Annotated in this window: 20 protein-coding genes; 13 read left to right on the top strand and 7 right to left on the bottom strand. The window is 66.9% G+C overall.

The genetic code is table 11. The annotated features are described in order from the left end of the window. Positions 1-29: 29 nt before the first annotated feature. The 3 genes from AC13GA_RS18570 to AC13GA_RS18560 form a co-directional block, all read right to left on the bottom strand. Positions 30-830, bottom strand: a complete 801-nt coding sequence (locus AC13GA_RS18570) for a MipA/OmpV family protein (RefSeq protein WP_482998733.1) — start codon at positions 828-830, stop codon at positions 30-32. Between the two features lie 140 nt (positions 831-970). Further along, positions 971-2,260, bottom strand: a complete 1,290-nt coding sequence (locus tag AC13GA_RS18565; RefSeq protein WP_482998732.1) for an ATP-binding protein — start codon at positions 2,258-2,260, stop codon at positions 971-973. Then, positions 2,257-2,994, bottom strand: a complete 738-nt coding sequence (locus AC13GA_RS18560) for a winged helix-turn-helix domain-containing protein (RefSeq protein WP_482998731.1) — start codon at positions 2,992-2,994, stop codon at positions 2,257-2,259. The genes AC13GA_RS18565 and AC13GA_RS18560 overlap by 4 nt, the downstream gene beginning before the upstream one ends. Before the next feature lie 181 nt (positions 2,995-3,175). On the opposite strand from AC13GA_RS18560, the gene AC13GA_RS18555 reads away from it, so the two are divergent. After that, positions 3,176-4,462 (top strand): O-acetylhomoserine aminocarboxypropyltransferase/cysteine synthase family protein, encoded by a 1,287-nt coding sequence (locus AC13GA_RS18555; RefSeq protein ID WP_482998730.1) that lies wholly within the window; start codon positions 3,176-3,178, stop codon positions 4,460-4,462. 307 nt (positions 4,463-4,769) lie between these two features. Here AC13GA_RS18555 and ybaL read toward each other — a convergent pair whose 3' ends face one another. Both ybaL and AC13GA_RS18545 read right to left on the bottom strand, forming a co-directional pair. Then, positions 4,770-6,470 (bottom strand): YbaL family putative K(+) efflux transporter, encoded by a 1,701-nt coding sequence (gene ybaL / locus AC13GA_RS18550; RefSeq protein WP_006386675.1) that lies wholly within the window; start codon positions 6,468-6,470, stop codon positions 4,770-4,772. Between the two features lie 152 nt (positions 6,471-6,622). After that, positions 6,623-9,010, bottom strand: coding sequence for a TonB-dependent receptor plug domain-containing protein (locus tag AC13GA_RS18545; protein WP_482998729.1), 2,388 nt, complete (start codon positions 9,008-9,010; stop codon positions 6,623-6,625). A 336-nt stretch (positions 9,011-9,346) separates the two neighbouring features. Between AC13GA_RS18545 and AC13GA_RS18540 the strand changes: the two genes are divergently transcribed. Beyond that, the gene (locus AC13GA_RS18540; RefSeq protein WP_046987513.1) at positions 9,347-11,212 is read left to right on the top strand and encodes an ATP-binding cassette domain-containing protein; all 1,866 of its coding nucleotides are present in this window, start codon (positions 9,347-9,349) and stop codon (positions 11,210-11,212) included. A gap of 75 nt (positions 11,213-11,287) precedes the next feature. Here the strand turns inward: AC13GA_RS18540 and ampR are convergent, their stop codons facing one another. Beyond that, on the bottom strand, positions 11,288-12,154 hold the full coding sequence (gene ampR / locus AC13GA_RS18535; protein ID WP_295380451.1) for a LysR family transcriptional regulator AmpR: 867 nt from the start codon (positions 12,152-12,154) through the stop codon (positions 11,288-11,290). A gap of 177 nt (positions 12,155-12,331) precedes the next feature. Between ampR and blaL2 the strand changes: the two genes are divergently transcribed. The 3 genes from blaL2 to AC13GA_RS18520 all read left to right on the top strand — a co-directional run bounded on the left by blaL2 (position 12,332) and on the right by AC13GA_RS18520 (position 15,238). Next, positions 12,332-13,243, top strand: coding sequence for a L2 family extended-spectrum class A beta-lactamase (gene blaL2, locus AC13GA_RS18530; protein ID WP_482998728.1), 912 nt, complete (start codon positions 12,332-12,334; stop codon positions 13,241-13,243). 85 nt (positions 13,244-13,328) lie between these two features. After that, entirely contained in the window at positions 13,329-14,543 is a 1,215-nt protein-coding gene (locus tag AC13GA_RS18525; protein WP_482998727.1) for a cation:proton antiporter, read from the top strand. Positions 14,544-14,596: 53 nt separating this feature from the next. Next, positions 14,597-15,238, top strand: a complete 642-nt coding sequence (locus tag AC13GA_RS18520) for a hypothetical protein (protein WP_482998726.1) — start codon at positions 14,597-14,599, stop codon at positions 15,236-15,238. A gap of 95 nt (positions 15,239-15,333) precedes the next feature. Here the strand turns inward: AC13GA_RS18520 and AC13GA_RS18515 are convergent, their stop codons facing one another. Further along, positions 15,334-16,080 (bottom strand): DUF3011 domain-containing protein, encoded by a 747-nt coding sequence (locus AC13GA_RS18515; RefSeq protein ID WP_253078800.1) that lies wholly within the window; start codon positions 16,078-16,080, stop codon positions 15,334-15,336. A 157-nt stretch (positions 16,081-16,237) separates the two neighbouring features. On the opposite strand from AC13GA_RS18515, the gene aspS reads away from it, so the two are divergent. The 8 genes from aspS (at position 16,238) to AC13GA_RS18475 (ending at position 23,719) form a co-directional block, all read left to right on the top strand. After that, positions 16,238-17,989, top strand: a complete 1,752-nt coding sequence (gene aspS / locus AC13GA_RS18510) for an aspartate--tRNA ligase (RefSeq protein WP_308518171.1) — start codon at positions 16,238-16,240, stop codon at positions 17,987-17,989. Between the two features lie 16 nt (positions 17,990-18,005). After that, positions 18,006-18,338: a DNA primase gene (locus AC13GA_RS18505; protein ID WP_253078802.1), complete on the top strand. Its 333-nt coding sequence runs from the start codon at positions 18,006-18,008 to the stop codon at positions 18,336-18,338. Between the two features lie 32 nt (positions 18,339-18,370). After that, the gene (locus AC13GA_RS18500; RefSeq protein WP_136639860.1) at positions 18,371-18,892 is read left to right on the top strand and encodes a GNAT family N-acetyltransferase; all 522 of its coding nucleotides are present in this window, start codon (positions 18,371-18,373) and stop codon (positions 18,890-18,892) included. A gap of 75 nt (positions 18,893-18,967) precedes the next feature. Further along, positions 18,968-19,600 (top strand): esterase/lipase family protein, encoded by a 633-nt coding sequence (locus AC13GA_RS18495; RefSeq protein ID WP_012511900.1) that lies wholly within the window; start codon positions 18,968-18,970, stop codon positions 19,598-19,600. Between the two features lie 162 nt (positions 19,601-19,762). Further along, positions 19,763-20,494, top strand: coding sequence for a YebC/PmpR family DNA-binding transcriptional regulator (locus AC13GA_RS18490; protein WP_006386270.1), 732 nt, complete (start codon positions 19,763-19,765; stop codon positions 20,492-20,494). Positions 20,495-20,622: 128 nt separating this feature from the next. Continuing rightward, the gene (gene ruvC / locus AC13GA_RS18485; protein WP_006386268.1) at positions 20,623-21,144 is read left to right on the top strand and encodes a crossover junction endodeoxyribonuclease RuvC; all 522 of its coding nucleotides are present in this window, start codon (positions 20,623-20,625) and stop codon (positions 21,142-21,144) included. A gap of 13 nt (positions 21,145-21,157) precedes the next feature. Next, positions 21,158-21,751, top strand: a complete 594-nt coding sequence (gene ruvA, locus AC13GA_RS18480) for a Holliday junction branch migration protein RuvA (RefSeq protein WP_005410756.1) — start codon at positions 21,158-21,160, stop codon at positions 21,749-21,751. A 48-nt stretch (positions 21,752-21,799) separates the two neighbouring features. Further along, the gene (locus tag AC13GA_RS18475) at positions 21,800-23,719 is read left to right on the top strand and encodes a potassium transporter Kup (protein WP_482998725.1); all 1,920 of its coding nucleotides are present in this window, start codon (positions 21,800-21,802) and stop codon (positions 23,717-23,719) included. Positions 23,720-23,851 lie beyond the last annotated feature (132 nt).

Genomic DNA, 23,851 nt, shown 5'->3' with positions numbered 1-23,851 from the left:
TGTAGCACCGGGTCACACCCGGCGTCCCCTCAGAAGCGGTGCGTGTATCCGCTCATCAAGCCGAACTGATTCGGCTTCTGCACGATCGGGCTGTCGGCCGCATCGCCGAGCAGGCGCGTGCCTTCCGCCGAGATGTACCAGTTGCCATTGCGGCCCACGCGGTGGCTCCACTTCAGGCCAAGCCCGGCACTGACCAGGCCTGCTTTCGGCTTGTGCTGGGCAAATCCGGTGCGCGCTGCCTGTTCCGGACTCACGCCGTACCAGGTCTGCATGTAGCCGCGATTGCCGTACTCGGTGGCGACACTGCCACTGACCACACCACCGGCAAAATCGAACAGCGGCATCGACAGGCTCAGCTGCATCTGCTGGGTGGCCAGGCCGTTGTCACCCTTGTCTTCATCCTTGCGGGTGAACTGCCAGCTGCCGCTCAGCACGGCTTCGCCCAGCGTATAACCAGCCGAGAGGCCGACCAGGGGACGGGTACGGATATCACCCATGCCGCGCAGGAAGTCCGAACCGCCGAGCGCGGAGTCCTCGTCGCGGCGGCTGCCGCTGGCACCGATGTAGGCACGCAGGTGGGTGTGTTCGCCGATGGCCGTACCCCAGCCGAGGCCACTGGTGCCCAGAAACCAGCCACCGGGTGACATGGCATCGAAGGACAGCATGGGCGACGCCTGGTACTCCTTGCTGCCGCTGTAGCGCGGTGTCGCACCGGCACCGGCGGCGACTTCGAAGGTCCAGTGGTCATCCTTGGCGTGGGCGATCGGCGCGGCGAACAACGGCAGCAGGGCGAGGCAGAGCAGGGTGGGGGTACGGTGACGCAGGGACATGGGCACTCTCGACGAAGGGAGGAATGCAGCACGCGCATCCGGCGAGTGCTGCAGGGTCGCTAGCGTGGCGATACGCCAGCGGCCGTTCCCTCCGCAGTTGTGCGGGAGTTGTAATCAACTGTAATCGCGCCCGTGGGCGTTCAGCTGGCAGCCAGCGGCCAGTGCATTTCGAAGCGTGCGCCGCCCAGCGTGGCGCGGCTGATGTGCAGTTCCCCGTCATGGCGTGCCGCGATGCGGCTGACGATGGCCAGGCCCAGTCCGAAGCCACCGGTATCGCGACTGCGGCTGTCGTCCAGGCGGGTGAACGGGCGGATTGCTTTCTCGCGGTCGGCTTCGGCGATGCCTGGGCCGTCGTCATCCACGCGCAGGCAGGCGCGACCGCCGACGCCGACAAGAGAGACCTCCACCTGCGAGCGCGCATGGCGCAGCGCGTTGCCGACCAGGTTGCTCAGTGCCAGCTGCAGCAGGCGTGGTTCTGCGTCCACCCGCGGCAGTGCGCTGGGTTGCACGCGCAGTACCAGGCCGGCGCGTTCGGCATCGCGGCGCGCATCGGCCAGGCAGGCCTGCAACCAGTCATTGGCTTCGATGCGCTGCAGGGGCTCGGCTTCGTTGGGATGTTCCAGGCGCTCGTAGGCCAGCAGTTCGCTGACCAGTCCGTTGAGCTCGGCCAGGTCACCGTGAAGCCCCTGCGCCAAGCGCGCGCGTCGTGCCGGATCGTCGCTGTCCCGCATCAGGTCCAGGCCGAAGGCCACGCGTGCGATCGGCGTGCGCAGTTCATGCGAGATGGCATGCGTGAGGTCACGCTGGCGCTGCACAAGCTCAGCCACGCGCGCGGCCATGCGGTTGGAATGATCGACAATGACCCGGATCTGCGAGCGTGGCGACACCTGCGCGCGCGCCTGCAGGTCGCCGGCACCGATGCGATCGGCATGCATGCGCAGTGCCTCCAGGTCGCGCCAGAGCAGGCGTACCCAGGCATACAGGCTGGCGCCGACCAGCAGCAGGATGCCGAGGTAGGCAGCGATGGTCATATACGTTGTCATCGACACCGCACCGGGCAGGCGCAGGTGCAGCCAGCGGCCGTCCACGCTGTCGATGGGCAGCAGTACCTGCTGGTAGAGGTCGCGCACGATGAAGCCATCGGCCCGCACCGCCGCCAGTTCCTGCGGGTTGAGCGCGGGAGGCCTGTCGAGCAGGGTCAGGGCGATGCCGTAGTGCGGCTGCCACTGCTGCAGGCGCTCACGCTGCTGTTCTGCATCCAGGCCAGCCAGGCCACTGCGCAGGGCGTACACCTGCCCGCGCACCTGCTGCACGAACACGCGGTCCTGCACGGGCGTGTAGATGCCATCCAGGATGTGGTTGAGGAAGAACACCGAAACCAGGAAACAGGCACCGGTGACGAACCACAGCCACAGGAACAGGCGCTTCACGCCGACCAGGCCGAGGGATTGAACTGGTACCCCCGGCCCCATACGGTCTTGATCCGTCGAGGTTCGCGCGCGTCGTCGCCCAGCTTGCGGCGCAGCTTGCCGATGCTGACATCGACGCTGCGGTCCAGCCCATCGAAGCCGATGCCGCGCACCGCCTGCAGGATCTGGTCGCGCGAGAGGATCTGCCCCGGCTGGCTGGCCAGCAGCCACAGGATCTCGAATTCGGTGGTACCCAGCTCCACTGCCAGGCCGTGCAGGTGAACGTCGCGCTGCATGCGATCGATCAGCAGTCCGCCATGCATCAGCCGGCAAGGCGAACCGGTGCTGCCGCTGCCGTGCCGGCGGCGCAGCAGGGCGCGCAGGCGGGCCAGCAGCAGGCGCGGTTCGACCGGCTTGTGCACGTAGTCGTCGGCGCCGGACTCCAGGCCGAGCACCTGCTCGATGTCGTCCTCGCAGGCAGTCAGCATCAGGATCGGCACGTCGGAGAAGCTGCGGATCTGCCGGCACACGTCGATGCCGCCGAGGCCGGGCAGCATCAGGTCCAGCACCACCAGTTCCGGTGCGTGCTGGCGGCAGGCGGCGCCGGCCAGGTCGCCGCGGGCGATGTGCTGCACGGCGAAGCCATGTTCGTGCAGGTAGTCGCTGACCAGTTCGGCCAAGCGGCGGTCGTCCTCCACCAGCAGCACCGGGGTCGGTGTGCCGCTGGCGGCGGGTGTCCAGGGGGATGACTGCATGCGCTTGGGCCTCCGTGCCCGGGCAGGAGCGCCCGGCGGCGAAGCCTAGCAACGGCCCATGACGGCTGCCTGAATCGCGGCCAACCTGATAACCACCGGTACGGGCGTTATCGCCAGTGGCTCTCAGCGGTCTCTGCCGGCTGGCCTATCGTGGCCGTTTCCCCGGATGGAGCCTGGCGCAATGAGCGACCCGCAGTGGCAACTGGAAACCCTGGCCGTGCATGGCGGCTATCGTCCCGATCCGACCACCCGCGCGGTGGCGGTGCCGATCTACCAGACCGTGGCATACGCCTTCGATGACACCCAGCATGGTGCCGACCTGTTCGACCTGAAAGTGGCCGGCAACATCTACACGCGCATCATGAATCCCACCACCGATGTGCTGGAGCAGCGCGTGGCGGCGCTGGAAGGCGGCATCGGTGCGCTGGCGCTGGCTTCGGGGCAGGCCGCGATCACCTACGCCATCCAGACCATCGCCGAGGCCGGCGACAACATCGTCGCCTCCAGCGCGCTGTATGGCGGTAGCCTTAATCTGCTGGCGCATACGTTGCCGCAGTACGGCATCCAGACCCGCTTCGCCGATCCGGCCGATCCATCCGCGTTCGCCGCGCTGATCGATGAACGCACCAAGGCGGTGTTCGTCGAGTCGATCGGCAATCCTCGCGGCAACGTCACCGAGATCGCCGCCATCGCCGAGGTCGCCCATGCCGCCGGCGTGCCGCTGATCGTCGACAACACCGTGGCCACGCCATTCCTGCTGCGCCCGTTCGAGCATGGCGCCGACATCGTGGTGCATTCGCTGACCAAGTACCTGGGCGGCCACGGCACCAGCCTGGGCGGTGCGATCATCGACTCGGGGCGTTTTGACTGGGCCGCTCAGCCCAAGCGCTTCGCCCGCCTCAACCAGCCCGACCCGAGTTACCACGGCGTGGTCTATACCGAAGCACTCGGACCGGCCGCCTACATCGGCCGCGCGCGGGTGGTGCCGCTGCGCAATACCGGCGCGGCGCTGTCGCCGTTCAATGCGTTCCTGATCCTGCAGGGCATCGAAACCCTGGCCCTGCGCATGGAGCGCATCAACGCCAACGCGCTGGCGGTCGCACAGTTCCTGCAGGCGCACGCAAAGGTGGCCTGGGTGCGCTACGCCGGGCTGGCCGACGACCCCGAGCATGCCGCCGCACAGCGCTACCTGGGTGGGCACGGCTCGGGCGTACTGACCTTCGGCCTGCCTGGCGGGCGCGAGGCAGGTGCACGTTTCCTCGATGCCCTGAAACTGTTCACCCGGCTGGTCAATCTGGGTGATGCGAAGTCGTTGGCTACCCACCCGGCCTCGACCACCCACCGCCAGCTGGACGCCGTCGAGCTGGCCAAGGCCGGTGTCAGCGAAGACACCGTGCGGCTGTCGATCGGCATCGAGCACATCGGCGACCTGCGTGCCGACCTGGAGCAGGCTTTGGCTGGCGCCTGATAGCCACGCGCTTGGTCGTCATCGCCACAGGCGATCACCATGGGCCGTGCAATGCGCTACGGTGGAACTGCCTCTCCAAGGCAATGGCAACGTGGCGATCCAGATCCCCGGTCGATGCGGGTCGACCGGGGATTTTTTGTTTCCGGGGTCAGATCCGTTTTCCTGCGGAAAACGGATCTGACCCCATGCGACGCCGTGTCGACCAAGGTCGACACCTACCAACAGCCGCAGGAAGCCCGCTTTTGTTGTTGCTCTGGCTTTTGCTGTCGCCTCTGCGGGTGCAGGGCGCCGCCCTGCCGCAGAACCCTCACACCACCGGAATGCTGTGCTGGCCCAGGTTGCGATACGGCGGCGTGGCCATCACCATCTCGGCCAGCGAATAGGCCAGCTCGCGCTCGGCCATCACCGTCCCGTCGGCACCATGCTCCAGCAGGTGCTTCACCTCGGCATCGCTGTGTGCTCGCGCCAGCAGGGTCAGATTCGGGTTCAGTGCACGCAGTTTGGCCAGGGTCTCGCCGGCTTCCAACGGCTGTGGGATTGCCAGCACGGCGATCTTGGCGCGCTCGGGATGGGCTTCGGCCAGCACCTTGTCCGAGGCCGCACTGCCGCGGATGCCGGGCAGTCCCGCCGCATGCGCTTCGGCGACATGCTCCTTGTTGTCGTCGATGATCATCACCGGCACGCCACGGTCGCGCAGAACCTGCGCCAGCGCACTGCCGACCCGACCGTAGCCGATGACGATGGCGTGGTCGTGCAGGTCCAGCGACGGCCCAGGTGGCAACTCGGTTTCCACCGCGGCCGGCGTGGTTTCCTGGTGCTTCAGCAGCCAGCGGTCGAGCAGGCCGAACACCAGCGGGTTGAGCATGATCGAGATCAGCGCGCCGGCCAGCACCAGAGCCTGCCCGGTGGGCGGCAGGATCTTCAGGGTCACGCCGAGGCCGGCGATGATGAAGGCGAACTCACCGATCTGCGCCAGGCTGGCGGAGATGGTCAGTGCGGTACCGGTGGGATGGCCGAACGCTCGCACGATGAAGAACGCGGCGGCGGACTTGCCGAACATGATGATCGCGGCGGTGGCCAGCACCTGCCACGGGTGCTCGATCAGGATGCTGGGATTGAACAGCATGCCCACCGAGACGAAGAACAGCACCGCGAACGCATCGCGCAGCGGCAGCGAATCGCTGGCCGCCTTGTGGCTCAGTTCGGATTCGTTGAGCAGCATGCCGGCAAAGAATGCGCCCAGCGCAAAGGACACGCCGAACAGCATCGCCGACCCGAACGCCACGCCCAGCGCGATCGCCAGCACCGACAGTGTGAACAGCTCGCGCGAACCGGTACCGGCAATGCGTTCGAGGATCCACGGAATGACCCGGCGGCCGACCACCAGCATCACCGCCACGAACAGGCCCAGCTGCACGAAGGTCCAGCCGATGCTTGCGAGCACGCTGCCGAGGGTGTGCTGCTCGTTGGCCGCATCGGGACCGAACACGCCGGCCATCACCGGCATCATCACCAGCGCCAGCACACAGGCCAGGTCTTCCACGATCAGCCAGCCGACCGCGATCTTGCCGCGCTGGGTTTCCAGCAGGCGCCGCTCTTCCATCGCCCGCAGCAACACCACGGTACTGGCGGTGGCCAGCGCGAAACCGAACACGATGCCGTGGATGACCGGCCAACCCATCAAGGCTGCCAGGCCCCAGCCGAGCAGGGTGGCGACCAGGATCTGGCCGATCGCACCGGGAATGGCGATGGCCTTGACCGCCATCAGGTCCTTCAGCGAGAAGTGCAGGCCGACGCCGAACATCAGCAGCATCACCCCCAGTTCGGCCAGCTGGTTGGCCAGCGCCTGGTCGGCGACGAAGCCGGGGGTGAACGGACCTACACAGATGCCAGCAACCAGGTAACCGACCAGCGGAGACAAACGCAGCTTGTTGGCCAGCGCGCCAAAGATGAAGGCGAGCCCCAGGCCAACGGCAACGATGTTGATCAGGTCGGTGTCATGGTGCATCGGCTCTCGCAGAAAAACGGGGGTATCCCGATTTTCACCGATGACGCCAGATACGGCAAACCTTAAATGCGAATGGGGTCAGATCCCTTTTCCCGCAGGAAAAGGGATCTGACCCCGCCACGGAGTTGCCGACCAGGGGCCGGCACTACCACTTACCAGGTGTACTTGACCCGGCCGTACACGTACGCGCCGTTGAAGCCGAACGGCGAGTAGTTGCTGTACGGCAGCATGCCGAAGGTCGAGTTCTGCAGGTCTTCGGTGCGGTCCGGGTACTTGTCCAGCAGGTTGTCGGCGCCCACGGTCAGGGTCCAGTTGCTGCTCGGCTTGTAGCTGGCCGAGGCATCCACCACCCAGGCGTCGCCGTAGGTCTGGTCGCGCAGCGCGGTGGCCGAGTTGCGCACGGTGAACTTGCCGTAACGGGTCGCCGCCAGGCCCAGTTCCCAGTGATCCGAACGCCAGGTGCCGCTCAGGATCGCCTTGTCGCGCGGGAAGCTGTCCTCGATGCGGCCGATTTCATCGCGGCCGATCAGCGACTGGTTCAGGCCCAGCGTGCCGAACACCGCCGGGGTGACTCCAACGCGGCGCACTTCGGTGTCGTTGTAGCTGTAGGCGGCGGTCAGTTCCAGGCTGCTGGCGCTGAACGGCACGGTGTAGCTGGAGACGAAGTCGACGCCACGGGTACGCGTATCCAGGCCATTGGTGAAGTACGAGAACGCGGTCACCTGCGGCAGGCCCAGGGTGCCCAGCAGCGCGCTGGTTGCCGCATTGGTGGTGATGCTGGAGGACAGTGCGATACGGTCATCGATGTCGATCTGGTAGGCATCGACGGTGATGTACAGGCGGTCGATCGGCTGCAGCACCAGGCCCACGCTGTAGGAGGTGGAGGTCTCGGCCTTCAGCGGCGAAGCGCCCAGCGCCTGCGCGGCCTGGCTGGTGGTGGGGAACGTGCCGCGTTCGACGAACACGCCGTTGGTGAACTGGCTGGTCACCGCCTGGTAGCCCTGCTGGGCCAGCGACGGTGCACGGAAGCCACTGGAGGCGGTGGCACGCAGCGCGACCTTGTCGGTGAACGCATAACGCGCCGACAGCTTGCCGGAGAAGCGGTCGCCGAAGTCCGAGTAGTCCTCGTAGCGGCCGGTGACGCCGGCCGAGAATTTCTCGGTCAGGTCCGCTTCCAGACCCGCATAGACCGCGTAGTTGTGGCGGTCGGCATGCACTTCATTGGTCGGGGTGAAGCCGCCGAAGCCCTGCGCGCCGCTGCCGGTGTACGAGTTCAGCTCGCCCGGCTTCTGGTCCCACTTTTCCTTGCGGTACTCACCGCCGAAGGACAGCGTGACCGGGTAGGCCAGGCCCCAGTCCAGCGACTTGGTCAGGTCGGCATTGAAGATGTCCTGCTGGTACTTCAGCGTGCCGTCGTAGAACGAGCGCGGGCTGGTCGCACCCAGGCTGTAGTTGATGCTGTTGCGGGTGTGGAAGTCGAGGGTGTTCTCGCCGTGGTTCAGGCTCAGGTCCCAGGTCCAGCCGCTGTCGGTGTTGCCCTTGACCCCGGCCACCAGCGAGCGGTCCTTGGAATACTGGTTGATCTCCGGCACGAAGCCGTCCGGGTAGGTCTGCGCCAGCAGTGCGCCCTGGCTGTTGTGGTTGCGCGAGCGGTAGAACGCGAACGAGGTGATGTCGCGGTTGCTGAGCAGCGCGCTGGCGTAGCCGGTCACGTGGTCGCTGAAATCGAAGCTGGCGTTGACCGAGGCGGCGGTGGCGTCCACGCGCGGGTCGCCGACGATGAAGGTGGTCTGGCCGATGCTGGGGAAGTTGCCGGTGTTCGGCGTGGTGCCACGGTACGGGCCGGCGCGGTTGCTCTCGTCCTGCTGGCTGATCTGGCCGGCGACGTGCACGCGGCCACGGCCGTTGCCGAACTCGACGCCGGTATCGCCGGAGAGCTGGTACTTGTTGCCGTCGCCGGCCGAGTACTGGCCGTAGTCCACCGCCAGGCTGCCACCACTGCCGCTGCCCTTGAGCACGATGTTGATGACGCCGGCGATGGCGTCAGAGCCGTACTGCGCCGACGCACCGTCGCGCAGCACTTCCACGCGCTCGATCGCAGCGATCGGGATCGCATTGATGTCCACGGCCGACGAGCCACGGCCGATGCTGCCGTTGACGTTGATCATCGCCGAGGTGTGGCGGCGCTTGCCGTCGACCAGCACCAGTACCTGGTCCGGCGACAGGCCGCGCAGCTGCGCCGGGCGCACGCCGCTGGTGCCATCGGTCAGGGCAGGGCGGGGGAAGTTCAGCGAGGGCAGGGCGCGCGACAGTGCGGTGGCCAGCTCGCTGGTGCCGGTGGACTGCAGGGCTTCGGGGGTGATGATGTCGATCGGTGACTGTGACTCGGCCACCGTGCGGTCGGCCACGCGGGTACCGGTGACGATCACCGTGTCCAGGGTGTTGGCGGCGGTGCCGGCCTGCTGGGCAGCGGCAACGAACGGAGAACCACCGAGTGCGACAGCGACGGCGGCGGCGATCAGGCTGGTCTTGCGGGTCATCGGGATGGGGCTCCGGTTGGCGGGGGCGGCACCGGAATCGACATCACGGGGGTGAGGCGGACGGCGGTTGTTGCGGTGCGCAATACAGGAATTAACGGGATATTCAGCGCCTGTCAAATGCCGGTCATCAGAAAAAACGTTGCAGCAGCAACCATTTAGCCCGGATCGGCACTGACGGGGGAGGGGACCCGGGAGGCGCGCGGCGAGAACGTGGGAGAGAGGAACGTCGGCCGCTGCGCATCCCGGGGCCCGTCAAGTATTCGTTAACGTTAGAATTGCGTCGCAGGAACAGTGCTCACCAGCACATTCCATTCGGTTATATGGACCCCTCCCCCGATGATCTCCCTTCGTAATTTCGCCTTGCGCCGCGGCGAGCGGCTGCTGTTGTCCAATGTCGACCTGACCCTGCATGCCGGTTACCGGGTGGGTGTGGTCGGCCGCAACGGTGCCGGCAAGTCCAGCCTGTTCGCGGCAGTGAAGGGTGAGCTGGAGGCGGACAAGGGCGACGTCGATCTGCCCGGCAAGGTGCGCATCGCCAGCGTTGCCCAGGAAACCCCATCGCTGCCGGACCCGGCGCTGAGCTTCGTGCTGGGCGGTGATACCGAAGTGGCTGCCGTGCTGGCCGCCGAGGCCGATGCCACCGCCCGCGAGGACTGGGAGGCCGTGGCCGAGGCACACACCAGAATGGCCGAGCTCAATGCCTACGACGCCGAAGCGCGCGCCGGCAAGCTGCTGCACGGCCTCGGTTTCCCGGCCGAGACCCATCACCGCGCGGTGTCCTCGTTCTCCGGCGGCTGGCGCGTGCGCCTGAACCTGGCCCGCGCGCTGATGATGCCCAGCGACCTGCTGCTGCTGGACGAACCGACCAACCACCTGGATCTGGACGCGGTGTACTGGCTGGAACAGTGGCTGCTGAAGTACCCGGGCACGCTGCTGCTGATCTCGCATGACCGCGAGTTCCTCGACAACGTGGCCACCCACACCCTGCACCTGCACGGTGGTGGCGCCAAGCTCTACCCGGGCGGCTACACCGACTTCGAGCGCCAGCGCGCCGAACAGCTGCGCCAGCAGCAGATCGCGCACGACAAGGAACAGGCCGAGCGCGCCCATCTGCAGAGCTTCATTGACCGCTTCAAGGCGCAGGCCAGCAAGGCCGCGCAGGCGCAGAGCCGCATGAAGCGCCTGGCCAAGCTGGCTGGCACCGAGGCGGTACGCGCCGAACGCGAGTTCCGCATCGAGTTCGCGCCGCCGGCCAAGCTGCCGTTCTCGCTGATCCGCCTGAACCACGTCGAGGCTGGCTACGGCAAGGACGCGGTGATCCTGCACAACGTCGGCTTCGGCCTGGAAGCGGGCCAGCGCATCGGCCTGCTCGGCCCGAACGGCGCCGGTAAGACCACCCTGGTGAAGACCCTGGTGGGCGAGCTGGCACCAATCGTCGGCGAGCGCATGGCGCACCCTGACCTGAAAATCGGCTACTTCGCCCAGCACACGGTGGAGTCGCTGCACGAAGGCCAGTCGCCGATGGAGCATTTCCGCGAGATCGCCCCGGACGCACCGAACCAGTCGTTCCGCGATTTCCTCGGCAAGTGGAACTTCCCGGGCGACCGTGCGTTCGAGCCGGTCGATGGTTTCTCCGGCGGCGAGCGCGCGCGCCTGGCGCTGGCGCTGATCGCCTGGCAGCAGCCGAACGTGCTGCTGCTGGACGAACCGACCAACCATCTTGACCTGGAAATGCGCGAGGCGCTGGCTGAGGCACTGGCCACCTTCGAAGGCGCGATCGTGATGGTCTCGCATGACCGCCATCTGATCGGCCTGGTCTGCGATACCTACTGGCGCGTGGCCGATGGCGTGGTCGAGCCGTTCGACGGCGACCTTGACGCCTACGCCGCATGGCTGCGCACTCGTCCGCAGGCGCAGGGCACCAAGGCGCGCATGGAGCAGGTGGAAGAGCCGGTGGTGGTCAAGACCGCGCCGGTGGCGCAGGTGGTGCAGAAGAAGCCGGTGAATCCGCACAAGCTGGCCGCGGCCGAATCCAAGGTGGCCGAGCTGGAAGGCGCCCTGGCCGAGCTGGACCGCCAGCTGGCTGACCCGGCCAACTACGCCGATGCCACCCGCATGGCGGTGATCGGCCGCGACCGCGAAACCACCGCCGCGCAGCTGGAGAAGGCCGAAGCGGCGTGGATGGAGCTTCTGGAGTCCTGATCACGCAGAAAAGGGGACGGAGGGGATTAAGTCGTTTGTGTCACAAACGACTTAATCCCCTCCGTCCCCTTTTTGTTATGTGCCTTGCGCCTGCAGCCATTCGCGGAACCGCTTCGCTGGCTCGCGTTCGGTACGTGAGCGCAGCCGGGTCAGCCAGTAGCGGCCAAGATCCAGCGTGGTGCCGAATGGCTGCAGCAACCGGCCTTCAGCCAGTTCCTGCTCGAACATGCGCAACGGCAGCAGTGCCACGCCGGCGCCACCGATCGCGGCCATGGCAACGGTCAACGACGAATCGAATACCGGCCCGCGTGCTTCCAGGCCACTGATCCCGGCGGCCTGCAGCCAACGCGGCCATTCGTCGCTGCGGTAGGAGCGCAGCAGCGGCAGCGTGCCCAGGTCGCGTGGCTGCTTCAGCCGCCGCGCCAATGCCGGCGCGCACAGCGGTGCGAACGGCGCATCGAGGATCGCCGTGCAGGCCTGGCCCTGCCAGTCGCCGTTGCCGAAACGGATCGCCAGATCCAGGCCTTCGCCGGCCAGGTCGATGCGGTTGTTGTGGGTCTGCAGGCGCAGCTCGATATCCGGATGCGCGGCCTCGAATGCGGCCAACCGTGGCAGCAGCCAGCCGGTAGCGAAGGTACCGACCACGCCCAGGGTCAGCACCTCGCGCGCCGGGCCGCCGGTGTAGCGCGCGATGCTGGCCGAGATGCGCTCGAACGATTCATTGAGCACCGGATACAGCGCCGCGCCCTCGTCGGTGAGCGCCACGCCACGCGGCAGGCGATGGAACAGGCGGATGCCGAGGCGGTCTTCCAGCCCGCGGATCTGGTGGCTGAGTGCGGCCTGGCTGACGCACAGTTCCAGCGCGGCGCGGGTGAAGTTCTGGTGGCGTGCGGCCGCCTCGAAGGCACGCAGGGCGTTCAGCGGCAGGGTTGGGTGCAGCATCAAGGGAGTCGTGAGTCAGGGTGATGGCTGATCCTACCTGCTCGACAAAGATTTCAGGAAAATTAATGGGTTGATTGCGACAGTCATGAACTGCGCTAATGTCTCCCGCTGATTTTTCGCGCTGGTCGCCTGCGTGCGAGGCTTCAATAATCGAACGGTCCCCCAGGAGAACCCCGCATGCTCGCCCGTCGCCGATTCCTCCAGTTCAGTGGTGCCGTCGTGGCTTCCTCGCTTGCTCTTCCGTTGCTGGCACGCGCGACGGGCAAGACCACCGCCAACGCGCCGGCCGAAGCTGCGATCACCGCGGCCACCGACTTCGCGACGCTGGAAAAGGCCTGTGCGGGACGCCTTGGCGTAACCTTGCTCGATACCACCAGCGGCCGCCGCATCGGCCATCGCCAGGACGAGCGTTTCCCGATGTGCAGCACTTTCAAAAGCGTGCTGGCCGCCACCGTACTCAGCCAGGCTGAGCGCACTCCCGCGCTGCTGGACGCGCGCGTCCCGGTGCGCGATGCCGACCTGCTCTCGCATGCGCCGGTCACCCGTCGCCACGCCGGCAAGGACATGACCGTGCGTGACCTGTGCCGGGCGACGCTGATCACCAGCGACAACACCGCCGCCAATCTGCTGTTCGGCGTGGTCGGTGGCCCGCCCGCGGTGACCGCCTTCCTGCGCGCCAGTGGCGATGCGCTCAGCCGCAGCGACCGGCTCGAGCCTGAGCTGAACAGCTTTGCCAAGGGTGACCCGCGCGATACCACCACGCCCGCCGCGATGGCCGCGACCCTGCAACGGGTGGTGCTGGGCGAAGTGCTGCAACCGGCCTCGCGGCAGCAGTTGGCCGACTGGCTGATCGACAACGAAACCGGTGATGCCTGCCTGCGCGCGGGCCTGGGCAAGCGCTGGCGGGTCGGCGACAAGACCGGCAGCAATGGCGAAGACGCGCGCAACGATATCGCCGTGCTGTGGCCGGTAGCCGGCGGCGCACCGTGGGTGCTGACCGCCTATCTGCAGGCGGGTGCGATCAGTTATGAACAACGTGCCACTGTGCTGGCGCAGGTGGGGCGGATCGCCGATCGCCTGATCGGTTGAGGTAACCGGGGTCATTCAAAAGTCGCTTGCCGGATCGGTCGGGCGCGCGCATCCTGCGCGCCTTCGAACTACATGGATGTCCCCCATGAGCCATGAGCTGATCTACCTGCTGCTGATCTTCGCGTTGCTGGTGATCCCGCGCGCGCTGCAGCGTTTCAGCCTGCCGGCGCCGCTGACCTGCCTGCTGTTCGGCATCATCGGCATGCTCTGGCTGGGCGACCAGGCGCACGACGCAGTGATCGGCCTGCTGGCCACGCTGGGCATTTCCTCGTTGTTCCTGTTTGCTGGCCTGGAAGTGGACCTGCAGGCACTGCGCCGCGGCATGTGGCCGTTGCTGGCGCACCTGGTGATCCGCAGTGCGACCCTGTTCGGGGTGGGCTGGCTGGCCTGGCGCTACGCGGGGCTGCCGTGGCAGGCCGCCGGCCTGCTGGCGCTGGCGCTGCTGACCCCCTCCACCGGTTTCATCATGGATTCGCTGTCGCGGCTGGGCCTGAGCGAGGACGAGCGGTTCTGGGTCACCAGCAAGGCCATTGCCGGTGAACTGCTGGCACTGGCGGCGTTGTTCATCGTGCTGCAGGCCGGCGATCCGGGGCATATGGCGCTGTCCAGCCTGGCCCTGCTGGCGATGATGATCGGCCTGCCGCTGCTGTTCATTGCGTTGGGGCGCTGGGTGGCACCGCACGCGCCGGGCTCGGAGTTCTCGCTGCTGGTGATGGTGGGTATGGTCGCGGCCTATATCACCTACCTGCTGGGCGTGTACTACCTGGTCGGCGCGTTCATCGCCGGCCTGGTCGCGCGCCTGCTGCACCAGCGCATGCCGCTGCTGGCCTCGCACGAGAACCTGCACGCGCTGCGCCTGTTCGCCTCGTTCTTCGTGCCGTTCTACTTCTTCAATGCCGGCACCAAGGTGCCCAGCGAAGCGCTGAGCTTCGAGGCACTGGGGCTGGGTATCGTGATCACCCTGGTGGTGCTGCCGTTGCGCATCGGCGTGGTCTGGCTGCAGCGCCGGGTGATGTTCGGCGAAAGCTTCCGCAGCAGCCTGCGGGTTTCGCTGGCGCTGGCCCCGACGTTGATCTTCACCCTGGTGCTGGCGGCGATCATGCGCGAGCGTTTCCAGATTCCGGCGGTGTTGTTCGGTGCGCTGCTGCTGTATGCGGCACTGACCACGCTGCTGCCGTCGCTGGTGTTCCGCAGCCCGTTCGATGTCGATCCGGTTGAACAGGAGCCGGCGGGCGAGGGCGAGGCGGCACCGGTGGCCGCCACCGAAACGCTGCCGGTGGCGCAGACGGCTGAACGTTGATCGGGGAGCGTGCGCGGTTTGCGCCCACCGGCCATGGCCGTTAGGGTTGGGGCATGAAACTGCCCGCCGCCGTCACCGCATCCGCCCTCCTGCTCAGCCTCGCTGCGTGTACGCAGCGCTCCGACACGGTCGCCCATGATCTGGCGACCGCACCAGCCGACGCCTTCATGGCCGCCGTGGCCGCACATTGCGGCCAGGCCTACGCGGGCAAGGTGGTGGAGGACACCCCGGCACCCACTGGCAAGGACCCGTTCGCTGGCCAGCGCCTGGTCATGCACGTTCGTGGTTGTGCCGACCCGGCGCATGAGCTGCGTATCCCGTTCCATGTCGGCGATGACCACTCGCGTACCTGGGTGCTGACCCGTACCGCGACCGGCCTGCGCCTGAAGCACGATCATCGTCATGCAGACGGCAGCCCTGATGCGATCACGCTGTATGGCGGCGACAGCACGCCGCCGGGGACCGCCGAGCGCCAGCAGTTCCCGGCCGATACGGATTCGGTGGCCATGTTCCGCCGCGCCGACATGCTGGCGTCGACCCACAACACCTGGGCGATGGAGATCGATCCCGACCAGACCTTCGTCTACGAACTGACCCGACCCGACGGCCGTCGCTTCCGCGTTCAGTTCGATCTGAGCAAGCCAGTGGACCTGCCGCCAGCGCCGTGGGGCGACGAGAAGGCACCCGCGCCGTGACCCAGGGGTCGGATCCCTCCTGCGGAGGGCCCCGACCCCGATGCTGAACCCAAGGGTCAGCGCCCTGGCCGTCGGCCAGGGATCCGACCCTGCACTCAACGCGTGCCGAATCGGGCCCGGCAACCGTTGCTTACCCACACCTGGCCACGCGAGTAACCCCAGCTGCGGCCTTCCTGGCAGGCGCTGCCGGACAGTTGCTGCTGCAGCACCGGCCGGCCCTGGCGCTCATCCCAGTCGCAGGTCTGCGAGCGGTTGTTGTTGCTGCTGCAGGTGACCGAGTAGTTGCGATCACCGCCGCCACCCCAGCCGCCGCCACCGCCGCCCCAGCCGCGGGCCTCGGCGAACTCCGCACGGCAGCCGCCGCTGACCCAGATCGCGCCATTGCGCACGCCCCAGGTGCGGCCTTCATCGCAGGGGCTGCCGGACAGTTGGCGGACCATGCGGGCATTGCGCCAGCCGACCTGGCAGCTGCGCTCGCGGTTGTTCTGGCTTTCGCAGCGGATCGTTTCGCCCGGGCGGCCGTTGCCGCCCCCCCAGCCACCGCCGTTGCCGCCGCCCCAGCCGCCGCGGGCCTCGACGAATTCGGCGCGGCAGCCGTTGGTGACCCAGATGCTGCCGTTACGGCTGCCCCAGGTTCGTCCTTCATCACAGTCCGAGCCGGACAGCTGGCGGACCAGCTGCGCTCCGCGCCAACCGGTGTTGCAGACCCGTTCGCGGTTGTTTTGGCTTTCGCAGCGGACCACGCCGCTCTGCGCATGCGCGGAAGGGGCGGGCAGGGCAAGGGTGCCCAGTGCACCCAGGGTGAGGCTCACGGCCAGGCTGGCCAGGGACAGCGGTTTCATGGCGGCATCCCATACGGTGGCAGGTGCCCGACTATAGGGAGAGGGGCGATCAAGCCGGTGTGACTGGCAGGATTTGCCCCGGCCGGGGCCTCGGCCGCAGAATACGAGGCTTTCCGGCCTCCATCGGGCGCCGGCGTTCTCCAGCGGAGCTTCCCCCATGCGTACCCACTTCTGCGGCCTGGTCGATGAGACCCTGATTGGCCAGACTGTCACCCTCGCCGGCTGGACCGACGTGGCCCGTAACCAGGGCGGCGTCTGCTTCATCGATCTTCGAGATCATGAAGGCATCGTGCAGGTGACGGTGGAGGTCGACAACGCCGAAGTGTTCGCCGTGGCCGCGTCGCTGGGCTACGAGGACGTGCTGCAGGTGGAAGGCGTCGTGCGCGCCCGCCACGCGGTCAACGACAAGATGCGTACCGGCAAGGTGGAAGTGATCGCCACTGCCATCACCGTGCTGAACAAGGCCGCGCCGCTGCCGTTCCACGCCCACGAGAACCCGGGCGAAGAAACCCGCCTGAAGTACCGTTACCTGGACCTGCGCCGTCCGGAAATGCAGCGCATGCAGCGCACCCGCATCAAGCTGGTGCAGGCCCTGCGCCGCCACCTGGATGAGAAGGGCTTCCAGGACATCGAGACCCCGATCCTGACCAAGGCCACCCCGGAAGGCGCGCGTGACTTCCTGGTGCCGGCGCGCATGCACCCGGGCGAGTTCTACGCCCTGCCGCAGAGCCCGCAGCTGTTCAAGCAGATCCTGATGGTGGCCGGCTTCGACCGCTACTACCAGATCGCGCGCTGCTTCCGCGACGAAGCGCTGCGTGCCGACCGCCAGCTGGAGTTCACCCAGCTGGACATGGAGTTCGCCTTCGTCCGCGAGCGTGACGTGCAGGATTTCGTCGAGGACATGATCCGCGCCATCTTCAAGGAAGTGGTCAACGTCGAACTGGATGCAAGCTTCCCGCGCATGACCTGGGCCGAGGCGATGCGTCGCTACGGTTCGGACAAGCCGGACCTGCGCATCGCGCTGGAGCTGGTGGACGTGGCCGAGCTGGTCAGGAACAGTGAGTTCCCGGTGTTCACCGGCCCGGCCAACGATGCCGACGGCCGCGTGGCCGCGCTGCGCATTCCGGGCGGTGCGTCGCTCAGCCGCAAGCAGATCGACGAGTATGCCGCGCATGCCGCCAAGTACGGCGCCAAGGGCCTGGCCTACATCAAGATCGCCGACAACGGCGAAGTCAGCTCGCCGATCCAGAAGTTCTTCAGCGAGGAATCCTTCGCCGCCCTGGTCGCGCACGTCGGTGCCGGCAACGGCGACATCGTGTTCTTCGGTGCCGGCGGCTACAACAAGGTCTCCGACTTCATGGGCGCGCTGCGCCTGAAGGCCGGCAAGGACTTCGGCCTGGTCGCCGATGGCTGGGCCCCGCTGTGGGTGACCGACTTCCCGATGTTCGAATGGGACGACGAAGCGCAGCGCTACGTCGCCCTGCATCACCCCTTCACCGCACCGGCGGTGGACGACATCGCCGACCTGCGTGCCAATGCCCGTACCGCCGTTTCGCGCGGCTACGATATGGTGCTCAACGGCAATGAAATCGGCGGCGGCTCGATCCGTATCCACCGTCCGGACATGCAGAGCGCGGTGTTTGAACTGCTGGGCATCGGCGCCGAAGAGGCCCGCGCCAAGTTCGGCTTCCTGCTCGACGCGCTGAACTTTGGCGCGCCGCCACACGGTGGCATCGCCTTCGGCATCGATCGCATTGCTGCGCTGATGGCTGGCACCGAGTCGATCCGCGACGTCATCCCGTTCCCCAAGACCACCGGTGCACAGGATCTGATGACCGACGCGCCGTCGCCGATCGTCGACGTGCAGCTGGCCGAAGTACACATCCAGGTTCGCCCCAAGACCAACTGATCAGGAGATCCAGGCAATGACCGAGTTTGCGTTTTCGCTGGAGTGGGAAAAGCTGGGCAATGAGGGCTCCGAGGCCACCCTGGTCACCGAGCGTGCACGTGTGTTCGGTGGTTGGCTGGTCCGTGTCGGTACCAACCCGGCGGCGATGGCCCTGACCTTCGTCGCCGACGGCGAAGGCCGTTGGGATGGTGAGGACTTCGGCGTCGAGGATTACGAGGACGACGAAGAGGAAGAGTACGACGAGGACGAGGAGGGCGAAGAAGAGGAAGACGGCGAGGAAGAAGAGGACGACGAGGAATACGAAGAGGAAGAGGAAGAAGACGAGAAGGCACCGGCAGAACGGGCTTGACCCGAACCGTTGTCCTGACGTCAACTCGACCCATGTATTCGATCCGCCGCGCTACCGTGGACGACGCGCCGACCCTGTCGGCGCTGGCCGCCCGCACGTTCACCGAAACCTTCGGACATCTTTATCCGCCACAGGACCTGCAGGCGTTCCTGGAGGAGTCCTATACGGTCGAGCGCCAGCGCACGATCCTGGCCCACCCCGATTACGCGGTGTGGCTGCTGGAACTGGATGGGGAGGCGGTCGGCCATGCCGCCGCCGGCCCCTGTGGCCTGCCGCATCCCGAGGTGAAACCTGGTGACGGCGAACTCAAGCGCCTGTACCTGATCAAGACTCAGCAGAGCTGCGGCTGGGGCAGCCGGCTGCTGGAAACCGCACTGGCCTGGCTGGAACAGGAGGGCCCGCGTACGTTGTGGCTGGGCGTGTGGTCGGAAAACTTCGGTGCACAGCGCTTCTACGCCCGTTATGGTTTCGAGAAGGTCGGCGAGTACCTGTTCCCGGTTGGCGACACGAACGATCTTGAATTCATCCTGCGCCGCGCACCGCGCGAGGCCTGACGTTCACCGCCGCTTGCTGCGCGCGCGTGTCCAATCACCGTACGTTCCTGCCCCGCTGACCGCCAGGCTGTTTGCATGACTCCCCCCGTATTACTGCTGCATGGCATCTGGAATGCCCGCGCCTGGGTCGGGCCGCTGGCCTGGCGCCTGCGTGCGCGTGGCTTCCAGGTGCATGCGTTTGGTTACTCCTCGGTGTTCGGCGGCCCGGATGTGGCCGTGCCGCAGTTGCTGGAGCGGCTGGCCGATGCCGGCCCGCTGTCGCTGGTGGGCCATAGCCTGGGCGGACTGCTGGCGCTGGAGGCATTGCGTCGCAATCCGCAGTTGCCGGTGCAGCGCGTGGTCTGCCTGGGGTCGCCGCTGCGCGGCAGCGGCACGGCGCGCTCGTTGTCCGAACATGGCTGGGGCTTGGCCCTGGGCCGCAGCAGCGATCTGCTGCTGGACGGCCTGCCGGACTGGCAGGGTAAAGCCGAGGTCGGCCTGATCGCCGGTTCGGTCCCGCACGGGCTGGGCAGCCTGCTCGGCGCCATTGACGATGCCTCCGACGGTACCGTGGCGCTGGCCGAGACCCGGCTGCCGGGGCTGGCCGACCATTGCGTGGTGCGTACCAGCCACAGCGGCCTGGTGGTGTCGCCGGATGCGGCCCGGCAGACCGCGCATTTCCTCCGTCACGGCCAGTTCCAGCACGGTCGCGACGCCGCCGCCGCGTAAGTCGGTGGGTGCGAACGACCTCCATCGGTGGGGGCGAGCCGTCGGTTCGCACGCTCTTCGCCGGGCCATGCCCGGCGGCATCTGGCCGGCCTCGACACGGTCAACGGGCCCGATCAGGTAGAATCCGCGGCCTTATCCATCAACGCACGTACGGAAAGACCCATGGGTAGAGGCCCCTCCATCGAAAACCGCAAAAACGCGTCTGACGCGAAGCGCGGCAAGATTTTCACCAAGATCATCCGTGAGATCGGCGTTGCCGCGCGGGGCGGTGGAGGCGACCCCAACAACAACCCGCGGCTGCGCGTGGCGATGGACAAGGGCCTGACCGCGAACATGTCCAAGGATGTGATCGAGCGGGCCATCAAGAAGGCCACCGGCGAGCTGGAAGGCGTCGAGTACGAGGAAATCCGCTACGAGGGCTATGCCCCGGGTGGCGTGGCGGTCATCGTCGACTGCCTGACCGACAACCGCGTGCGCACTGTGGCCGATGTCCGCCATGCGTTCAGCAAGTGCGGCGGCAACATGGGCACCGAAGGCTCGGTGAGCTTCATGTTCAAGCGCGTGGGCGTGCTGCATTTCGCCGCAGGTGCCGATGAGGACGCCATTTCCGAAGCGGCCATCGAGGCCGGTGCGGACGACATCGTGGTCTATCCCGAAGATGGCGCGATCGACGTGCTCACCGCCGCCGACAGCTACCACGCGGTCAAGGAGGCGATGGAAGCGGCCGGGCGCACGCCGGATCATGCGGAACTGACCTTCCGTGCCGACAACGACATCAAGGTCGAAGGCGACACCGTCCTGCAGGTCAAGAAGCTGCTGGACATGCTGGAAGACCTCGACGACGTGCAGGATGTGTACTCCAACGCCGATCTCGGCGCGGACGCGTACGCCTGACGGACGCATCACCGGTCGCCTTTGGCGGCCGGTGAGCGGACAATGCGCACCATGATGACCCCAGCCGTTTCCTGCCATTGCCGCTGCCAGCGTCCGTCCCGGACCTTCGGCAGCCGCGTGTGTGCCGCATGACCCGCATTCTTGGCATCGACCCGGGTTCGCAGCGGACCGGGGTCGGCATCATCGATGTCGATGCCACCGGCCGGGTGAGCCATGTGCATCACCAACCGCTGGTGCTGTTGGGTGCTGATGACTTCCCGCAGCGGATGAAGCTGCTGGTACTGGGCCTGGCCGACCTCTGCCGTGAGTACGAACCGCAGGAAGTGGCCATCGAACGCGTGTTCATGGCACGCAACCCCGATTCGGCGCTGAAGCTGGGCCAGGCCCGTGGCGCGGCGATTTCGGCCGTGGTGCTGCGCGACCTGCCGGTGCACGAATATGCCGCCAGCGAGATCAAGCTGGCAGTGGTTGGCCGTGGCGGCGCCGAAAAGCAACAGGTTCAACACATGGTCGGGCTCATGCTCAACCTGAAAACCAAGCTGCAGGCCGACGCGGCCGACGCGTTGGCGGTGGCCATCACCCATGCCCACGTAAGGGCAACGGCCAACCGCCTGGGGCTCAGTGCCCGCCAGGCGTGGGGCCGCAAATGAGGAGCTGCACGCAATGATCGGTCGACTGCGCGGCATCGTCGCCTACAAGGCGCCGCCGTGGCTGGTGGTGGACGTGAACGGAGTGGGCTACGAGCTGGAGGCGCCGATGAGCACCTTCTACGACCTGCCCGAACTCGGCCGCGAGGTCACCCTGTACACCCATTACTCGCAGAAGGAAGACAGCGTCTCGCTGTACGGCTTCCTGCGCGAGGGCGAGCGCAGGCTGTTCCGCGACGTGCAGAAGGTCAGCGGCATCGGCGCGAAGATCGCGCTGGCCGTACTGTCCGGCGTCACCGTCGAAGAATTCGCCCGCATGGTCCAGGCCGGCGACATCACGGCGCTGACCCGCATCCCCGGCATCGGCAAGAAGACCGCCGAGCGCATGGTGCTGGAACTGCGCGACCGCGCGGCGCAGTTCGGTGCCGGTGGCGCGCTGCCGACCGGCAGTGGTCCGGCCCCGGCCGATCCGCTGTCCGATGCCACCGTGGCCCTGCAGCAGCTGGGCTACAAGCCGGCTGAAGCGGCGCGGATGGCCCGCGATGCCTTCAATGAAGGTGACGAAGTGGCCACCGTGATCCGCAAGGCGCTGCAGTCGGCGTTGCGCTGACCCGCTTTCCTTCCCTCAACGAACCGCCTGAGCTTCGCCAGGAGTCCCATGTCCAGCAGTCAAACCCCGCACGCAGCCGCCCCCGGCGGCCACGGTCACGCCCCTCCAGCCGGAGGCCTGGCGCTGATCATCGGTGCGATCGGCGTGGTCTTCGGCGATATCGGCACCAGCCCGCTGTACACCCTGAAGGAGGCGTTCTCGCCGCACTACGGGCTCAACAGCGACCATGACACCGTGCTGGGCGTGCTGTCGCTGGCGTTCTGGGCGCTGAACATCGTGGTCACCCTGAAGTACGTGACCATCATCATGCGCGCCGACAATGACGGCGAAGGCGGCATCATGGCGCTGATGGCGCTGACCCAGCGCACGCTGCGCAACGGGTCGCGTTCGGCCTATGTGGTCGGCATCCTCGGCATCTTCGGTGCCTCGCTGTTCTTCGGCGATGGCGTGATCACGCCGGCGATATCGGTGCTGGGTGCGGTCGAAGGCCTGGAGGTCGCTGCGCCGGGGCTGCATGCCTTCATCGTGCCGATCACCGTGGTGGTGCTGCTGGCCGTGTTCGCGGTACAGCGCTTCGGTACGGCGAAGATCGGCAAGCTGTTCGGGCCGATCACCTCGATCTGGTTCATTTCGCTGGCGGCGATCGGCATCTACAACATCGTCGACGCGCCGGAAGTGCTGAAGGCGTTCAACCCGTGGTGGGCAATCCGTTTCTTCATGGAACATGGCTGGCACAGCATCTTCATCCTGGGCGCGGTGGTGCTGGCAGTGACCGGTGGCGAGGCGCTGTACGCCGACATGGGCCACTTCGGTGCCAAGCCGATCCGCCACGCCTGGTACTTCTTCGTGCTGCCGTGCCTTGTGCTGAACTACCTGGGGCAGGGCGCGCTGGTGCTCAACCACCCCGAGGCGGTAAAGAACCCGTTCTTCGAAGCGGTGCCGTCGTGGGCGCTGTACCCGATGATCATCCTGGCCACGATGGCAGCGGTGATTGCCTCGCAGTCGGTGATCACCGGCGCGTTCTCGGTCTCGCGCCAGGCCATGCAGCTGGGCTACATCCCGCGCATGCGCATCAAGCACACCTCGCACGACACCATCGGCCAGATCTACATCCCGGGCATCAACTGGGGTATCGCAGTGATGGTGATCGGCCTGGTGCTGGCCTTCCGCAGCTCGTCCAACCTGGCCGTGGCCTACGGCATCTCGGTGTCGGCCACCATGCTGATCGATACCCTGCTGCTGGCCCTGGTCGCACGTTCGCTGTGGCCCAAGGCACGCAACTGGATCCTGCCGCTGTGCGTGGTGTTCTTCATCATCGACCTCGGCTTCGTCATCGCCAACGGCGCCAAGCTGCTGCAGGGCGCCTGGTTCCCGGTGGTGCTGGGCATCTTCCTGTTCACCATGATGCGCACCTGGCGCCGTGGCCGCGAACTGCTGCGCGACGAGATCCGCAAGGACGGCATCCGCATCGACACCTTCCTGCCAGGCCTGATGCTGGCGCCGCCGGTGCGCGTACCCGGCACCGCGGTGTTCCTCACCGCCGACCCGACCGTGGCCCCGCATGCGCTGATGCACAACCTCAAGCACAACAAGGTGCTGCACGAGCGCAACGTGTTCCTGCATGTGGTGACCTTGCCGGTGCCGTACGCGGCGGAAGGGCAACGCCTCAAGATCGAATCGGTGGGCGATGAGTTCTACCGGGTCTACGTGCGCTTCGGCTTCATGGAGACTCCGGACGTACCATTGGCGCTGATGCGTTCGTGCGACCACGGCGGCATCTACTTCGACCCGATGGACACCACCTTCTTCGCCAGCCGCGAAACCATCGTCGCCACCGCCAACCGCGGCATGCCGATCTGGCGCGACAAGCTGTTCGCGCTGATGCATCGCAACGCCGCCCCGGCGACTGGGTTCTTCCGGATTCCGGGCAACCGCCTGGTGGAGCTCGGAGCGCAGGTGGAGATTTAATCTCCACCTGCGCTACGTCCCACGATTTGCTGTGCAAATCGTGGGCCCCGCCCGTATTCCACCTTATCCCCCCGCCTGTCGGCTCGCCCCCTTGAACAACAAGGGGGCTCCACCTGCGGAGGCGCCGCGCGC

The organism is Stenotrophomonas sp. 22DLJC03 (genome assembly GCF_056861405.1).
The sequence above is the reverse complement of the archived record's forward strand: the minus strand, read 5'-3'. Positions and strand labels throughout refer to the sequence as shown.

What these genes read in the sequence shown, in the direction of transcription:
- AC13GA_RS18570 (WP_482998733.1), bottom strand. Translation starts at nt 830, where the DNA reads ATGTCCCTGCGTCACCGTACCCCCACCCTGCTCTGCCTCGCCCTGCTG.
- AC13GA_RS18560 (WP_482998731.1), bottom strand. Translation starts at nt 2,994, where the DNA reads ATGCAGTCATCCCCCTGGACACCCGCCGCCAGCGGCACACCGACCCCG.
- AC13GA_RS18555 (WP_482998730.1), top strand. Translation starts at nt 3,176, where the DNA reads ATGAGCGACCCGCAGTGGCAACTGGAAACCCTGGCCGTGCATGGCGGC.
- ybaL (WP_006386675.1), bottom strand. Translation starts at nt 6,470, where the DNA reads ATGCACCATGACACCGACCTGATCAACATCGTTGCCGTTGGCCTGGGG.
- AC13GA_RS18545 (WP_482998729.1), bottom strand. Translation starts at nt 9,010, where the DNA reads ATGACCCGCAAGACCAGCCTGATCGCCGCCGCCGTCGCTGTCGCACTC.
- AC13GA_RS18540 (WP_046987513.1), top strand. Translation starts at nt 9,347, where the DNA reads ATGATCTCCCTTCGTAATTTCGCCTTGCGCCGCGGCGAGCGGCTGCTG.
- ampR (WP_295380451.1), bottom strand. Translation starts at nt 12,154, where the DNA reads ATGCTGCACCCAACCCTGCCGCTGAACGCCCTGCGTGCCTTCGAGGCG.
- blaL2 (WP_482998728.1), top strand. Translation starts at nt 12,332, where the DNA reads ATGCTCGCCCGTCGCCGATTCCTCCAGTTCAGTGGTGCCGTCGTGGCT.
- AC13GA_RS18525 (WP_482998727.1), top strand. Translation starts at nt 13,329, where the DNA reads ATGAGCCATGAGCTGATCTACCTGCTGCTGATCTTCGCGTTGCTGGTG.
- AC13GA_RS18520 (WP_482998726.1), top strand. Translation starts at nt 14,597, where the DNA reads ATGAAACTGCCCGCCGCCGTCACCGCATCCGCCCTCCTGCTCAGCCTC.
- AC13GA_RS18515 (WP_253078800.1), bottom strand. Translation starts at nt 16,080, where the DNA reads ATGAAACCGCTGTCCCTGGCCAGCCTGGCCGTGAGCCTCACCCTGGGT.
- aspS (WP_308518171.1), top strand. Translation starts at nt 16,238, where the DNA reads ATGCGTACCCACTTCTGCGGCCTGGTCGATGAGACCCTGATTGGCCAG.
- AC13GA_RS18505 (WP_253078802.1), top strand. Translation starts at nt 18,006, where the DNA reads ATGACCGAGTTTGCGTTTTCGCTGGAGTGGGAAAAGCTGGGCAATGAG.
- AC13GA_RS18500 (WP_136639860.1), top strand. Translation starts at nt 18,371, where the DNA reads ATGTATTCGATCCGCCGCGCTACCGTGGACGACGCGCCGACCCTGTCG.
- AC13GA_RS18495 (WP_012511900.1), top strand. Translation starts at nt 18,968, where the DNA reads ATGACTCCCCCCGTATTACTGCTGCATGGCATCTGGAATGCCCGCGCC.
- AC13GA_RS18490 (WP_006386270.1), top strand. Translation starts at nt 19,763, where the DNA reads ATGGGTAGAGGCCCCTCCATCGAAAACCGCAAAAACGCGTCTGACGCG.
- ruvC (WP_006386268.1), top strand. Translation starts at nt 20,623, where the DNA reads ATGACCCGCATTCTTGGCATCGACCCGGGTTCGCAGCGGACCGGGGTC.
- ruvA (WP_005410756.1), top strand. Translation starts at nt 21,158, where the DNA reads ATGATCGGTCGACTGCGCGGCATCGTCGCCTACAAGGCGCCGCCGTGG.
- AC13GA_RS18475 (WP_482998725.1), top strand. Translation starts at nt 21,800, where the DNA reads ATGTCCAGCAGTCAAACCCCGCACGCAGCCGCCCCCGGCGGCCACGGT.